This is a genomic window from Acinetobacter sp. HZNU-JH01 (assembly GCF_037996845.1).
In the GTDB taxonomy this organism is placed as follows: domain Bacteria; phylum Pseudomonadota; class Gammaproteobacteria; order Pseudomonadales; family Moraxellaceae; genus Acinetobacter; species Acinetobacter haemolyticus.
Genome location: NZ_JBBMZX010000001.1, coordinates 1,852,382 through 1,867,596, shown reverse-complemented (window position 1 = coordinate 1,867,596; position 15,215 = coordinate 1,852,382). Strand labels below are relative to the sequence as shown.

16 protein-coding genes are annotated in these 15,215 nt (G+C 39.9%); 11 read left to right on the top strand and 5 right to left on the bottom strand.

Annotation, left to right across the window (positions count from 1 at the left end):
- Positions 1-3: 3 nt before the first annotated feature.
- Together AAC851_RS08955 and AAC851_RS08950 are read right to left on the bottom strand one after the other, a co-directional pair.
- A complete protein-coding gene (locus tag AAC851_RS08955) occupies positions 4-741 on the bottom strand; it encodes a dienelactone hydrolase family protein (RefSeq protein ID WP_004637252.1) in 738 nt (245 codons plus the stop codon).
- A gap of 162 nt (positions 742-903) precedes the next feature.
- Positions 904-1,062 carry a DUF1328 domain-containing protein gene (locus tag AAC851_RS08950; RefSeq protein WP_004637251.1) on the bottom strand — a complete coding sequence of 53 codons (159 nt, stop codon included), beginning with the start codon at positions 1,060-1,062 and terminating at the stop codon, positions 904-906.
- Between the two features lie 188 nt (positions 1,063-1,250).
- Here AAC851_RS08950 and AAC851_RS08945 point away from each other — a divergent pair, with 188 nt between their 5' ends.
- The 5 genes from AAC851_RS08945 to yddG all read left to right on the top strand — a co-directional run bounded on the left by AAC851_RS08945 (position 1,251) and on the right by yddG (position 6,440).
- Positions 1,251-1,703: a YcgN family cysteine cluster protein gene (locus AAC851_RS08945; protein ID WP_026070461.1), complete on the top strand. Its 453-nt coding sequence runs from the start codon at positions 1,251-1,253 to the stop codon at positions 1,701-1,703.
- A 114-nt stretch (positions 1,704-1,817) separates the two neighbouring features.
- A complete protein-coding gene (locus AAC851_RS08940; RefSeq protein WP_113996495.1) occupies positions 1,818-2,978 on the top strand; it encodes a PQQ-dependent sugar dehydrogenase in 1,161 nt (386 codons plus the stop codon).
- Between the two features lie 25 nt (positions 2,979-3,003).
- Positions 3,004-4,191 (top strand): class C beta-lactamase, encoded by a 1,188-nt coding sequence (gene ampC, locus AAC851_RS08935; protein WP_160132539.1) that lies wholly within the window; start codon positions 3,004-3,006, stop codon positions 4,189-4,191.
- Between the two features lie 84 nt (positions 4,192-4,275).
- On the top strand, positions 4,276-5,553 hold the full coding sequence (locus AAC851_RS08930) for a replication-associated recombination protein A (protein WP_035374997.1): 1,278 nt from the start codon (positions 4,276-4,278) through the stop codon (positions 5,551-5,553).
- Complete coding sequence (gene yddG / locus AAC851_RS08925; protein WP_340600780.1) at positions 5,553-6,440, top strand: aromatic amino acid DMT transporter YddG; 888 nt, start codon at positions 5,553-5,555, stop codon at positions 6,438-6,440. The genes AAC851_RS08930 and yddG overlap by 1 nt, the downstream gene beginning before the upstream one ends.
- A gap of 81 nt (positions 6,441-6,521) precedes the next feature.
- On the opposite strand, the gene purC is transcribed toward yddG, so the two are convergent.
- From purC to dapA, 3 genes are read right to left on the bottom strand one after another with little or no spacing between them, the layout of a single operon-like run.
- Positions 6,522-7,241, bottom strand: a complete 720-nt coding sequence (gene purC, locus AAC851_RS08920; protein ID WP_004637244.1) for a phosphoribosylaminoimidazolesuccinocarboxamide synthase — start codon at positions 7,239-7,241, stop codon at positions 6,522-6,524.
- 35 nt (positions 7,242-7,276) lie between these two features.
- Entirely contained in the window at positions 7,277-7,879 is a 603-nt protein-coding gene (locus AAC851_RS08915; protein ID WP_005087342.1) for a hypothetical protein, read from the bottom strand.
- A gap of 15 nt (positions 7,880-7,894) precedes the next feature.
- On the bottom strand, positions 7,895-8,788 hold the full coding sequence (gene dapA / locus AAC851_RS08910; protein WP_005087340.1) for a 4-hydroxy-tetrahydrodipicolinate synthase: 894 nt from the start codon (positions 8,786-8,788) through the stop codon (positions 7,895-7,897).
- Between the two features lie 273 nt (positions 8,789-9,061).
- On the opposite strand from dapA, the gene pncA reads away from it, so the two are divergent.
- The 6 genes from pncA to AAC851_RS08880 all read left to right on the top strand — a co-directional run bounded on the left by pncA (position 9,062) and on the right by AAC851_RS08880 (position 15,214).
- Positions 9,062-9,721 carry a bifunctional nicotinamidase/pyrazinamidase gene (pncA, locus tag AAC851_RS08905; protein ID WP_340600779.1) on the top strand — a complete coding sequence of 220 codons (660 nt, stop codon included), beginning with the start codon at positions 9,062-9,064 and terminating at the stop codon, positions 9,719-9,721.
- A gap of 90 nt (positions 9,722-9,811) precedes the next feature.
- A complete protein-coding gene (locus AAC851_RS08900) occupies positions 9,812-10,276 on the top strand; it encodes an Lrp/AsnC family transcriptional regulator (RefSeq protein ID WP_017396433.1) in 465 nt (154 codons plus the stop codon).
- Between the two features lie 224 nt (positions 10,277-10,500).
- A complete protein-coding gene (locus AAC851_RS08895; protein WP_100833032.1) occupies positions 10,501-11,139 on the top strand; it encodes a YitT family protein in 639 nt (212 codons plus the stop codon).
- 143 nt (positions 11,140-11,282) lie between these two features.
- Positions 11,283-12,440, top strand: a complete 1,158-nt coding sequence (locus tag AAC851_RS08890; RefSeq protein WP_008942576.1) for an IS4 family transposase — start codon at positions 11,283-11,285, stop codon at positions 12,438-12,440.
- Between the two features lie 369 nt (positions 12,441-12,809).
- Positions 12,810-13,916 (top strand): CBASS cGAMP-activated phospholipase, encoded by a 1,107-nt coding sequence (locus AAC851_RS08885; protein ID WP_340600778.1) that lies wholly within the window; start codon positions 12,810-12,812, stop codon positions 13,914-13,916.
- Positions 13,913-15,214 (top strand): CBASS cGAMP synthase, encoded by a 1,302-nt coding sequence (locus AAC851_RS08880; RefSeq protein WP_250734268.1) that lies wholly within the window; start codon positions 13,913-13,915, stop codon positions 15,212-15,214. Before AAC851_RS08885 ends, AAC851_RS08880 begins: the two co-directional genes overlap by 4 nt.
- Position 15,215: the final 1 nt, after the last annotated feature.

Here is a 15,215-nt window from a genome sequence, read left to right as displayed (position 1 = left end):
AAATCACTTTAAATGTTTATCTAACAACTCATACATGGCTTCAAGGCCTTGGCGTTCTGCTTCTGCATTATAACCGAGGTCAACATTATTCGCCTTCGCACGTTCATCCGCGAGAGGATTGCTGAATCCATGTTTAGCATCTTCGAAAATGATGACTTCATGGCTGACCTCAGCATCATGCATTTCTTGGCGGAAACTCGCGACGTTATCTAAGGTGACCATGCTATCAAGCTCACCATGTAAAACTAAAATCTCAGCTTTGATCTGATCTTTTTGTGCTGGTGTACTTGTTGCTAATACGGCATGGAAGGTGGCAACTGCTTTGATATCTGCACCAGAGCGAGCTAAATCAAGTACAACCTTACCACCATAGCAAAAGCCAATAGCTGCTAGTTTTTCAGCATTGACTTCGGGTTGAGCTGCTAAGGTTGCTAACCCCGCTTTCGCACGATTAACAATCGTATCTGGTTGTTCAAAGGTCTGATTCATCCACTCTGAGGCTTGCGGTACAGCAGTGGTGACTTTTTTATCACCATACATATCGATTGCTAAGGCAGCAAAACCATGTTCTGCAAGCTCACGTGCGCGTTGTTCAGTATATTCGTTACGACCCCACCATTCAGGTGCAACAATGACACCTGCAATCGGCTGATCTGTATGTGGTGTTGCAAAATAACCAATTAAGCGTTGACCATCTGGAGCGGTATATTCAATTTCACGAGTTATAATTTGAGAGCTCATTTTAAAGTCCTAGTCTTTTTTTAAAACGTATCGATTAAAACATAAAATATTGTAATTGATGGCATCTTAAAACAACAAAAATGAGTCTCTTGGTAACTGGATTTTTAGTGATAAAAAAAGAAGAATCTTTCGATTCTTCTTTTGATTGCAGGATGAATAAACTTAAACCTTACCGCGAGATAAAAAACCCACCACTGCTAGGATTGCTGCGATAATCAACAAGATAACGGCAAAGTCTTTGGATAAACCTGCAACACCACCAAAGCCAAGTAAACTCGCAATTAATGCAATCACAGCAAAAATAATTGCCCAACGGAACATGTTGTATTCTCCTATTTTTAGTTATTTCTCTATCTATCCTATTGTATATTTTTTAATCCTTATATTGTTTTTCTGTGGTGCTAATGTTCGATCACGCGCTGTTCAATAGGTGAAATGTGTTGTTTAAATAAAGAATGTGACACAAAAATGCTATAATGGATTGCTCGTTTGAAATTGAAAACATCATGATGTCCACTGTGCTACGCCCCAACTTTTGGAAACAATATTCGCTTGATCAGCTCAATCAAGCGGAATGGGAAGCTTTGTGTGATGGTTGTGGATTGTGCTGTCTCATTAAACTGGAAGATGAAGATACAGCTGAGGTGGCATACACCAAGGTGGCATGTAAGTTATTAGATTGTAAAACAGCTCAATGCTCAGATTATGCTCATCGGCAACAACAAGTTCCTGATTGTATCCAACTCACCTTTGAACAATTACAAAATATTTCATGGTTGCCATCAAGTTGTGCCTATCGTCGTTTAAGCGAGGGTAAAAATCTACCCTCATGGCATTATTTGGTGACAGGCTCACGCAAAAGTGTGATCAATGCGAAAAAATCAGTCGCAGGTCGTTGTATTTCAGAAACTGAAGTCGATGAAGAGCAAATCGAAGAATATATTGTGCGCTGGGTTCGTTAGCGGTGTTGATCATTTGTAGTTGAATGGGCACGTATAATAAAAACAACACTTTTATAGCAGTTTTTCAGATAAATCCCCGTACTATGAGAAAAGACAATAAGAGGGAGAAAAGGAATGATCAAGCACATCGTCACCCCACTTTTATGTAGTGGTTTTATATTTTTACAAGCCTGCGGTACAAACAATAGCAATCCTAAAACCACAGATCAAAGTACAGCGCAACATAGCAGACAAGCGAGTCTTCAGACTTACCATATAGAAAACATTGCACAATTTAATGAACCTTGGGCAATCACATCATTACCTGATCAACGCTTGCTCATTACAGAACGCAGAGGTCAGTTAAAGATATTCGATCCTAAGACCAAACAAAGCTTGAGTGTTGAGGGGATCCCTGCGGTTAGTTATGGGGGACAAGGTGGTTTAGGAGATGTCATTCTGCACCCTGATTTTCAGAATAATCACTGGATTTATCTGAGTTATGCTGTAAAAGGACAAGGTGGCTATGGAGCTGTTATTTCACGCGCCAAACTCGATTTGTCCAGTGCCACACAACCTAAACTCAGTGATGTAAAGGTAATTTGGCATCAAGTTCCAAAGGTATCAGGACAGGGACACTATGGACATCGCATGGTATTTGGTGCCGATGGAAAATTATGGGTGAGTTCAGGAGAGAGACAGAAATTTGATCCTGCCCAAGATATGAAAAGCAATTTGGGTAAAGTATTGCGATTAAATGAAGACGGTACACCTGCTGAGGGAAATCCATTTAGTCAACAAGGTGGAGTAAGCGCTGAAATTTGGTCATTAGGACATCGTAATCCGCTTGGTATCGCATTTGATACCCAAGGACAACTTTGGGTCGTTGAAATGGGTCCAGAGGGTGGTGATGAGCTAAATCTGATTGTCAAAGGTGCAAATTATGGTTATCCAATTGTTTCAAATGGCAATCACTATTCAGGCCTACCGATCCCAGACCATAGCACCCGACCCGAATTTAAAGCGCCTGAAATTGATTGGACTCCAGTAATCTCACCTTCAAGCATGATCGTTTATACAGGTGATCAATTTCCGCTATGGCGCCAAAAGGCTCTGATTGGAGGTTTATCATCTAAATCTATTGTTGTGGTAGATCTCAACGCACAGCCTGTTAAAGAAGTGCAACGTTTAGATATGAAACAACGAATCCGTGGTCTACATCAGGCCCAAGATGGATCGATTTGGGTCATTGAAGATGGACCACAGGCAAAACTACTTAAGCTCAATGCAAATTAAATCTTAACTTAAAGTGAAATGATGAATGACTAAGCCGAATGACTTTTCGAGAACTTTTAAAAAATTGCTGATGGTGGCAGGACTAATATCTTTCAGTTCAGCGCTTTGGGCTGAAAACCTGACTGAGCAACAGGTAAAAGCTGTGATTGATCAGCAATTTAAGCCTTTATTGACGCAATATAAAGTACCAGGAATGGCGGTAGCAGTGACCTTGAATGGTAAACACTATTTTGTCAATTATGGGCTAGCCTCTAAACAAAGCCAGCAAGCTGTGAGCAATAAGACCTTATTTGAACTTGGCTCGGTGAGTAAGGTCTTCAATGCGACTTTGGCAGGCTATGCGCAGGCACAAGGGCAGTTGTCATTCTCTGATCATCCAGCCCAGTATTTTCCTGAACTTAAAAATACGGCAGTGAATCGTGCCACGATACTCAATCTTGGGACCTATAATGCAGGTGGCTTTCCACTACAATTTCCTGATGATGTTGTGAAACAGCAGGATATGATTCGATATTTTCAAGAATGGCAATCAAAAACAAAAATCGGTGCTGCACGTCAATATTCCAATCCGAGTATTGGTTTGATGGGTTATGTGACTGCTTTAGCCATGAAAAAACCTTATGTAGAATTGATCGAGCAAACGCTTTTTCCTCAATTGGGCATGACGCAAAGTTTTATCAATGTACCTAAGCCATATATGTCGCAATATGCATGGGGGTACAAAGCTGATCAAGCCATGCGTGTATCACCAGGTATGTTTGATGCAGAAGCATATGGTGTGAAAAGTAGCAGTGCAGATATGTTGAAGTTTCTAGATGCGCAGATCAATGTGCAACAGTTGCAACAGCCTATCCGTAAAGCCATTGAACATACCCATGTGGGCTATTTTGAACTGGGTGCTATGACACAAGGTTTGGGTTGGGAGCAATATGCTTATCCTGTGAAATTAGAAACCTTGTTAGAAGGCAATTCGAGCAAAATGGCACTGGAAAGTCATGCGATTACTCCAATCAAACAACCGAAGATTGCTTCACCAGCAACCTATTTTAATAAAACAGGGGCGACCAATGGCTTTGGAGCGTATGCTGCTTTTATTCCACAGCAAAAAATCGGTATGGTGATGCTCGCCAATACCAATTTCCCGAATGAAGCACGTATTACCGCAACCTATCAAGCGATGCAGCAAATTCTCAAACAGAATGCAGCTCAATAGCCTGATCATTTGTTTTGCAGATTCAAATTGTAGATTTGTGTCAGACACAATAGACTAGGACAAAACAGCATAAAGCCAGTGATGATGTCAGATACGCATATTCCTTTACCTGAACGTTTACGCCCTCGTGATTTGTCTGAAATTATTGGACAAGATCATTTGCTGGGTGACAATGCACCTTTGCGTCAGATGATTGATCAAGGGCATTTGCCTTCGATTATCTTTTGGGGCCCACCAGGGGTAGGGAAAACCACGATCGCATTGTTATTGGCCCAAGCTGTGGATCGTCCATTCATTAGCTTATCTGCGCTCAATACAGGGGTGAAAGAGCTGCGTGAGGTGATTGCTGAAAGCGGTGATCTACTTACACCCGTGGTCTTCATTGATGAGATCCACCGTTTTAATAAATCGCAGCAAGACGCTTTACTCAATGCCGTTGAGAAAGGCAAAATCACCCTGATTGGGGCAACCACAGAAAACCCATCTTTTGAAGTTAATAGTGCATTACTGTCACGGTGTCAGGTGTATACATTGAATAGTTTGGATGCGGAAGCCATTCAAACCTTACTCAATAAAGCCATTCAAACGGATAAGTTTCTAAAAGAGCGTTTTATCCAGATTGAGGAATATGATGCACTGATTCAATTCGCTGCTGGAGATGCACGTAAGGCACTCAATCTGATTGATTTAATTGCCAGCACCTTTGAGGCAGATGTTGAAAATGTTGTCACCAATGCGATTGTGGTCAAAGTGGCGCAACAGAATATTGCCCGTTATGATAAATCGGGTGAGCAGCATTATGATTTGGTTTCAGCATTTATCAAATCGATCCGCGGTAGTGATCCAGACGCGACCTTGTACTGGATGGCACGTATGCTCAAAGGCGGCGAAGATCCTGTGTTTATCGCGCGTCGGATGTTGATTGCGGCATCGGAAGATATCGGCAACTCTAATCCCAATGCATTATTGTTAGCAGGTGAATGTTTCCGCTCGGTGCAAGCCGTAGGTATGCCTGAGGCGCGTATTATCTTGGGACAGTGTGCGGTTTATTTGGCAACCAGCCCAAAAAGTAACAGCACTTATTTAGCAATTAATCGTGCTTTAGAACTGGCAGAAAAAACAGCGAATTTACCTGTGCCGTTACATTTACGTAATGCGCCAACCAAACTCATGAAGCAGCAGGGTTATGGCGTAGATTATTTGTATCCTCATAATTACCCTGAACATTTCGTGTTACAAGCGTATTTGCCGCCAGAACTACAAGGAACCAAGCTCTATGAGCGGGCTTTAAATAAGCGAGAGGTTGAGGCTGAACGCTTGCAGCAACGACGTTGGCATCAAGAGCAACAACAGCAACAATAATGAACTCAAAAAAAGCCACACTCATTGGATTAGTTGCGATCTTGCTTTGGAGTTTGATCGTTGCTTTGATCAAGGATGTTAGTAGTCATTTTGGCGCAGTGGGTGGTGCAGCACTGATCTATACGTTCGCTTCAATCTTTCTATTTTTCTCGGTTGGTTGGAGCAGCCTCAGAACCTTCCCTAGAACATATTTAATTTGGGGAAGTTTTTTATTTGTTGCCTATGAAATATGTTTATCACTTTCAATTGGATATAGCCAAAATAACAGGCAAGCGATTGAAGTGGGAATGGTGAACTATCTCTGGCCGACCTTTACCATGGTTGCTGCAATTTTGTTTAATCAGCAGAAAGCCGATGTCTTAATTATTCCTGGTTTTGCTATTTCTCTATTGGGGATTGGCTGGGTGCTGGGTGGTGAGCAAGGTTTTGATTTACCGAATATGTGGGGCAATATTCAAAGCAACCCACTAAGCTATGGTTTAGCCTTTGTTGGGACATTGTTGTGGGCGGCTTATTGCACATTGACAGCCAGAATTGCACAGGGTGCGAATGGCATCACTTTGTTTTTTGTTCTGGTGGCAGTTGTACTTTGGATTAAGTATTTCTTGATGGGCGGAGGCGGATTAAATTTTGATTGGTCATCTTCTGTTTCCTTGGTTATGGCGGCTGCAGCTATGGGCTTTGGCTATGCAGCTTGGAATGTCGGGATTTTACATGGCAATGTAACTTTATTGGCAGGTGCGTCTTATTTTATTCCAGTACTGTCGGCATTTTTTGCGGCACTTATATTGAGTACACCACTCGGGCTGTCGTTTTGGTATGGTGCATTTATGGTTTGTGTTGGTTCAATTTTATGTTGGTTTTCAACAAGAACAAGGAAAGATTGATCTATATTTTAAAATGAAAAGACCCCTTTCAAATAGCCATAAAAAAACCAGCAAATGCTGGTTTTTTTACTTTAGCGTTGTTTAAAGGTCATCTAAGTTAATGCCTAAACGTGCTGCAACTTCTTCATAAGCTTCAACCACACCACCGAGACCTTGGCGGAAACGGTCTTTATCTAATTTCTTCTTGGTGTCTTTATCCCATAAACGGCAACCGTCTGGAGAGAATTCATCACCCAGTACGATGCGATCGTGGAACACACCAAATTCAAGTTTGAAATCAACGAGGATCATATTACCTGCATCGAATAATGCTTTTAGCACGTCGTTTACTTGGTAAGTAAGTTCTTTCATTTTTTCAAGTTGATCAGCTGTTGCCCAGCCTAAAGCAATTGCTTGTGACTCATTGACCATTGGATCGCCAAGAGCGTCATCTTTGAAGAACAATTCGAATGTAGGCGGAGTGAGTTCTTTACCTTCTTCAACACCTAGACGACGGCAGAGTGAACCAGCAGCATAGTTGCGGATCACACACTCAACAGGGATCATCTGAAGCTTTTTAACCAATACTTCAGTAGGAGAAAGTAATTTTTCGAAGTGGGTTTCGATTCCTGCTTCAGCCAACTTTTCCATGATAAAGGCGTTAAAACGGTTGTTGACCTTGCCTTTACGATCTAGCTGCTCGATTTTTTCGCCATTAAATGCCGAGGCATCATCACGAAAGACTAAAATCAGATGATCAGCGTTATCTGTCTCATATACAGATTTTGCTTTACCAGTATAGAGCAAGGTTTGTTTTAACATGGGGGAACCTTTTGAAAAATATGCCTAGTAAACGACTAGGCTGGCCAATTTTGGTAAATCTGGGCTAACACCTCAGTTGCAATCGCTTGGTCTGCAAAGGTGGCGTCAGGTTTAAATAGAGCGATGGTATTGTTTGAACCAACAGCAGAAAGCTTTAACACATAGGTTTGATTGTCAACTTGGATTGTTGCCTCATAGCCGTTATTGGCTTGAGAAATCACTTTGTAGTTAAGACTATTCAATGTAGCAAAGGTATATTGCCATGCTTCAGCAGTTGGACCTTCCACTTTCAGTAATGGATTGCGGTTTCCATCCATAACGAGTTGTGGTCGACCTAGCGTCACCACGTTATCATCTGGATTACTTGCTGTCGTTTGCATCGACTCAGGACGTGGTAAGGCGTAGCGGTTGCCTGTCTTATTCTCAAAAGTCGGTGCGTGTTGAATCGCTAATGGATCCACTGTTGGAGCTGGATACAAAGGTGTAAATGGTCTGACCGTTGCTCCTTCAGGGAATTTGAGTGGTTCAAGTGCTTCCGCTTTTTTATAATCTAAAGAGTGATTATTTAAGGCAAAGCGACCACAACCAGCCAAGCTCAATGCTGAAATGACTAGGACTATACCAACACGTAATTGCATCATAAATTGCTCGTATTAAATAATTCCCGCAACTTTTAAGTCAGCGCGGAGAGGTTCACGATATTGTTCTGCCAGAGTGGTTAGTGGTAGGCGTACACCCGTTCCAATATATCCCATCTCATGCAATGCCCATTTCACAGGAATTGGGTTTGATTCGCAAAACAAAATATTGTGTAGATTTGCAATTTGTTGATTCAAACTTTGCGCTTTTTCTTTATCGCCAGCGAGCGCTGCTTCACAAACGTCGCTCATTTGTTTAGGTGCAACATTGGCAGTAACTGAAATATTACCTTTTGCACCAAGCAAGATTAATTCCCAAGCGGTTTCATCATCGCCAGAGTAAACAGCGATTTTACCATTTAAGCCATCGATCAGTGCTTTACCACGTGGCACATCACCCGTTGCGTCTTTAATACCAACAATGTTTTTCACATCAGCAAGACGAATTACGGTTTCGTTTTGCATATCAACGCCAGTACGACCTGGAACATTATAAAGAATTTGTGGAATATCAACAGCTTCAGCAATCGCTTTGTAGTGTTGATATAAGCCTTCTTGAGTTGGTTTATTATAATATGGGGTCACGAGCAATGCGGCATCAGCACCAAGTTCTTTGGCTGCTTTGGTCAGTTCAATCGCTTCGTGAGTTGAGTTTGCACCTGTACCTGCAATAATCGGGATGCGTTTATTGGCAACACGAATCACTTCTTTGATGACTTGTGTATGTTCTTCCATGCTTAGTGTAGACGCTTCGCCCGTTGTGCCAACAGCAACAATACTATGTGTACCTTGTTGGATGTGCCACTCAACGAGCTTCTCAAGGCTCTTCCAATCTACGCGACCATCTTCAAACATAGGGGTGACGAGTGCGACAATTGAGCCTTGAATATTCTGTGCTAGCTGAGTCATTTTAAAAAAATATCCTATTTTTCCATCCGAGATTGAGATAATTAAAAAACGAATATGGGATGGATGCAGTATTTTGATTCGTCGTTCAACAATAGAGTAGAAGTTGAATGACAATTATGCAAATTATGACTGATCGGAGACATAAGAACAATATGCTTTGGTGAAACTGTCGAAAACTTTAAGTCATCTTTCCACGAATTTCGTTTTGATCAATGCGATGATCGGTGTAGTCTGATCTATAAGCAGGGTTACAATTCACGTAAGGAGCTGAGGGTGAGTCATCAAACATCAACGTTATTGAAAAATGCTGCATTGATTGTGGTGGATGTCCAAAATGGCTTCACACCTGGCGGGAACCTAGCGGTTGCCGATGCGGATCAAATTATTCCCTTGATTAATCAACTTGCGCCTAAGTTTGAACATGTGGTACTGACGCAAGATTGGCATCCAGATCAGCATATTTCTTTTGCAGATAATCATCAAAACAAGCAACCCTTTGAGACGATTGAATTGAGTTATGGGACTCAAGTGTTGTGGCCCAAACATTGTGTTCAAGGGACACATGATGCTGAATTTCATTCTGAACTACAGATCCCAACAGCACAGTTGATCATTCGAAAAGGTGTTCATCAGCATATTGATAGTTACTCTGCTTTTATGGAGGCTGATCGTCAAACACCAACGGGATTGAATGGCTATCTCAAAGAGCATCAGATCGATACAGTGTATATTGTAGGAATTGCCACAGATTTTTGTGTAGCTTGGACAGCAATTGATGCTGCGGATTTTGGCTTTAAAACCTATGTGATTGAAGATGCTTGTAAGGCGATTGATTTGAATGGCTCTTTATCCGAGGCATGGCAGCAGATGTTAGCGAAAGGCATTATTCGTATCCAGTCGGGACCAATTTTTAACGAAACTCGTGACAACTAGACTCAAAAGGTTAAACTTTTGAGAAGTGTTGAATATCGCCTATACACTTTACCCCCCCATGCCTATCTAGATTTGAAAATTGAGAATTTTATGATTGAAGAGCTGGATGAATTTGACCGAAAAATTATTCATCATTTACAGTTAAATGGACGTTTGGCTAATCAAGAGTTAGCTGAATTGGTGGGATTATCTACCTCTCAATGCTCACGTCGCCGTATTCAACTTGAACAGAAAAAAATTATTACCGGTTATTATGCTCAGGTTGCTTTGAGTGCCGACCCGACGCCTATCATGGGAATTATTGAAGTGAAGTTGCAGAATTATAATGATGCAACCCATGACCGATTTGTTGATTTCCTTTTACACGAGCCTGCAGTTAAAGATATTCATAAATTAACAGGCAGTTATGACTTCGCACTTAAAGTTGCAGTCCGAAATCTGGATGACATGGTCAAGTTAATCGGAACATTATCTTCAAGTGACTTTGGGGTGAGTAATTTAAACACCTCGATTGTCTTAGAAAAGCTTAAAGAGAACGGGATTGCCACGAAGTAACCCACATTATAATACGTGCAACTCGGATGGCTAGATAGGTCGTAAAGCACCATTGCATTAAAATGGGGCAGTACATACCCAATCTATTATTATGAACATAAATTGCATTTATGATAAAAATATAAGAATAAATTGCGAAAATTAAATAAAAATGATCAAATATGCCACATCTTTCTTTGAAAGATTTCTCTCCCTGTGTTGTTCTCCTATTGAGTTTTTCCCGTATGAATACCGAGCAAAATATATCTTTGGTAAATGCCGTCACGCCTGTGATTGAGCAACATTCCAAGATAGAAGATGCACTTGCGATGTTAATTGGCACATTTATTCTTTCTTTTGCCATGATCTTGTTGAAACAAGCAGGAATCATGACAGGTGGAACTGCGGGTTTATCATTGTTAATTCATTACATTACTGATGTTCAGTTCGGAATTTTATTTTTCTTGATTAATATCCCTTTTTATTATTTTGCCTATAAAAAAATGGGACTGGCTTTGGTGGTCAAGACCTTTATCGCAGTCGCTTTATTGGCGGGTTTTACTGAAATCATTCCTCACTTTGTACAGCTTTCGACTGTACATCCGATCTATGCAACCGTTTTCGCGAATGTGTTGATGGGCGTCAGTTTTTTAATTCTATTTAGACATCGTTCTAGCTTAGGTGGAATTAATTTGTTGGTGCTGTATTTGCAAGAGCGCTTTCAGTTGCCTGCTGGAAAGGTACAAATGGGAATAGATGTTGCCATTTTATTAACGTCTTTATTTTTTGTGGAATGGCATCTAATTTTAATTTCAATATTGGGTGTAGTGATCTTAAATTCGATTATTTTATTGAATCATAAAGCCACACGCTATGTGGCTTAAAAGCTGGGCAGCATAGATAAAAAAAGATAAAAGGAGGTGTTGAAACCACTGCTGTCCCATAGTTTTGTTTAAATAAAAAACCTGAGTCCAAAATAGTTAAAATATAAGTGCGAACAAACACTTTAACTACAAGGACTCAGGTTTTGTCACATCAGAATACCGTATTTCATCAATTACTTAAACCTATTTCACGATGTGATTTTGAACGTCTTGCCAAGCAGCATCATTGTGGACAAAAATTAAGATCAGCCACACGCTGGGATCAGTTTATTGCCATATTGATGTCCCAGCTGTCCTGTCGGCAAAGCTTAAGAGATATTCAATCCAATCTCGAATCACAGCAGGAAAAGCTCTATCACCTCGGTGCTAAGACTATTGCACGAAGCACCTTGGCAAGAATCAATCAAGAACAACCTGCCAGCCTATATCAGCAATTATTTACTCAGTTACTTCGGCATTGTGAAAACACAAAGATTGCACATAAATTTCGATTTAAGAATCCGCTGTATTCACTTGATGCAAGCCACATTGATCTTTCACTGTCCTTATGCGAATGGGCAAAAGTACATGAATCCAAAGCGAGCATTAAACTGACAGTTGGATTAAATCACAGCAATACGATTCCTGAATTTGTTGCACTCGGAGATGGTATTGAAAATGATATGGTGCAAGGCAGATTACTCAAATTTCCACCTGGAAGTATCGTAGTTTTTGACAAGGGGTATGTTGATTATCAGTGGTTTGCAGAGATGACTGACCGAAAAGTCAGCTTTGTGACACGGCTAAGACCGAAGACGGTTTATGAAGTAAAGTCAAAACGTGAAGTATACGCTTGCAAAGGAATTCTTGCGGATGAATATATTGAGTTGAGCAGTGATTATGCTAAAAAGCGTGGTGCACCGAAGCGATTAAGACGAATAGAATTTTATGATGTTGAAAAGAAAAGGACATTTGAATTTCTAAGTAACAACTTTCATCTAGCTGCATCGACTATTGCAGCAATTTACAAAGATCGTTGGAAAGTAGAATTATTTTTCAAAGCGATTAAACAGAATTTAAAATTGAAATCATTTCTAGGTCGAAGCCGAAATGCCATACAAACTCAAATATGGATTGCATTAATTGCCTATTTATTAGTGAGTTTTGCAAAACATATGGCTCATGAGGGATGGACTGTCCAGAGATTATTAAGAATTATTCAGGTCAATTTATTTGAAAGAAAACTTCTAAAGGCATTATTTTTACCCGATAAGAAGTGGCGAAAACAAGAAGAACCTCAATTGAGGTTCTTCTTGGAATAATTGTGGGACAGCAGTGGTGTTGAATGTACGAAAGTAATAAAGTTTCATCTTAAAAATAACACAAGTCATTGATTATACGTTCTCAGTCAGATCTTTAAAAAAAATAAAGTATCATCGTATAAATTTGTTGAATTCTCAAATTTCACTAAACTTAGTAATAAAGTATCATCCTAAAAGCTAAAATTAAACACTCAAGATATATATTATAGTTATTGATTTATGAGTTAAATGATTTACAGAGCCTTGTCTAATTGTAGCTCGATCATTTCACTTTTTGTTACATTTTGTGTGGAGTCATTCTCAGTACTTTTCTTGAAATGCATATTTTTAGCACTATATAAAAACAAAATTCATAATCATGAGAATATAATGATTACACCGCAAAATTCAGAAACAATAAATCCGCTTACTGAACAAAGAGATCCAATAAAAGTTTTAGCTTTAAATGGTGGTGGTGTACGTGGTTTATTTACCATTACTCTTCTTGCGGAATTTGAATCAATCATCGAGAAGCGGGAAAAACGTGAAAATGTTAAAATTGGCGACTATTTTGACCTAATTACAGGCACATCTATTGGTGGTATTTTGGCTCTTGGTTTAGCAAGTGGCAAAAGTGCAAGGGAGTTAAAACAAGCATTCGAGGACAATGCACAACATATTTTTCCATTAAAGCGCTTTAAACAAAAAAAATGGTGGCACCTACTACGTCGTTCAATCTATGAAAATGAGCCATTATACGAAACGGTTAAGAGTATGATTGGCGATACGATTAAATTTGAGGATCTCAATAAACGGGTAATGATCACATCGGTCAACCTTTCCACTGGTAAGCCTAAGTTCTTTAAAACCCCTCACAATCCTATGTTCACATTTGATCGTGAAATTCGGCTAATTGATGCAGCAATGGCAACATCTGCTGCACCGACCTATTTCAAACCGTATTACATTGAGAAATTAGGTCATTACTTTGCCGATGGAGGACTTGTAGCAAATAACCCAAGTTTTGTTGGAATCCGTGAGGTCTTAATTGATATGAAAACTGATTTCCCGAATGCCAAACCAGAAGATGTTCATGTTCTTAATATTGGTACGCTGAGCGAAGATTATTGTGTAAGTCCTGCGGTACTTTCTAAAAACTGCGGTAAAGGTTATTTGAGCCTATGGAATATGGGTGAGCGTATCGTTCTAATCACAATGACAGCGAATCAGCATTTGCAACGATTTATGCTTCTACGTGAATTTAAAGCATACAATATTGAAAAAAATTACGTTGAAATTGATGCAATTATACCAAATGAAGCAGCATCTGAAATCACTTTGGATAATGCAACTTCTAGCAGTTTAGATGCACTGCGTGGGATGGGGAAGAAATTAGGAGCTGAACGTTATGCTGAGGATCCTGAACTGCGAAAATTCTTCATCAATCCAGTTAAACCATTTACAGCAGATACACCATCACAAGGGGATGCAGCATGACTTGGAATTTTCACAGTTACTATACCAATCGTGATACTGGGTTGATCGGTCAGCTACTCCTTTCGGATGGTGAGAAAGAATCTCTCAAGGCTTTACGTCAGATCGTACGTGAACGTACACGAGATGTTTTTGATGAAGCCAAACAGCTTGTGAAATCATCTAAACTTTATTACACAGCTCTATCATTTCGTGCTGAGTTTGTGAATACAAATTTCAAGTATCTATCACCAAATGATCAACAGATTCTGTCTGAATTAATTATGGAACTATCAGATGATCTAAAAACAGAGTTCTCGAAGCTAAGCCCACGTTTTTGGACTCAAGGTAGCTTCATGTATGATACATTGAACCGTCCATATAAGCCTATACAAGAAATGGACATTGATGATGGTACATACCTGCCAATGCAGTTCTTTGAGGATAAACCAGCAATTGGACATCAACTTTTATTATTATTGGTGGATGCCTCACTTAAATCTTTGGCTGCTGAACGTCAAGGATGGTCATTTGAAGCTAAGGATACATGTGGTCGTATTAAGATCCCTGTAAAGAGTGTCCATATTGATGTACCAATGTATGCTATTCCATACGAAAAGTTCTTAGAAAAAGATGTTCTGTTACGAAAGGCTGCGAATTCTCAAGTCTTTGCTGAAATGTACGATAGTATCTCAGTTGAGGACCATGCACTCTACGATCAGCTTGAGACAGACTGCGTAAATTTAGCAGTACGTAAAGATGATGCGAAATGGATTAAAAGTGATCCTAAAGATGTTCACTTATGGTTCCAAGATGCTTGCCAACGTACAGGTCAACATTTACGAAAAGTATGCCGTATTCTTAAAGCATGGCGTGATGCTGGTGATTGGAAAGAAAGTAATGGTCCATCATCCATTTCACTGATGGCAGCAGTAGTAGATATTTTGGATCGTACTTTTGTAGATCCTAAAGATTTTGGATTACTGATGTTGACAGTTGTAAGAAAACTTCCAGATACTTTCCGCAACGGTGTTGAAAGCCCTGATGAAAACGATGATCGTCCATTGTTTCCTCCATACTATGAGCATGAAGATAAACATAAGGAAGTCATGACAAAGTTGGGAGAACTGGTAACTTCACTTGAATCTGCATACGCAGCCTATACTAAACAAGATGCTTTGAATATTTTAAATGGTGAGTATGGTAACCGTGTTCAGGATTTAAGTCTTATTGTGTCTCAGACAGCTGCACCAGCCTATGAAAGCATGCCACTCAAAGCTAAAGAAGCTGCCATTATCAGTCCTTCGATGAAAAGTGGTTGAT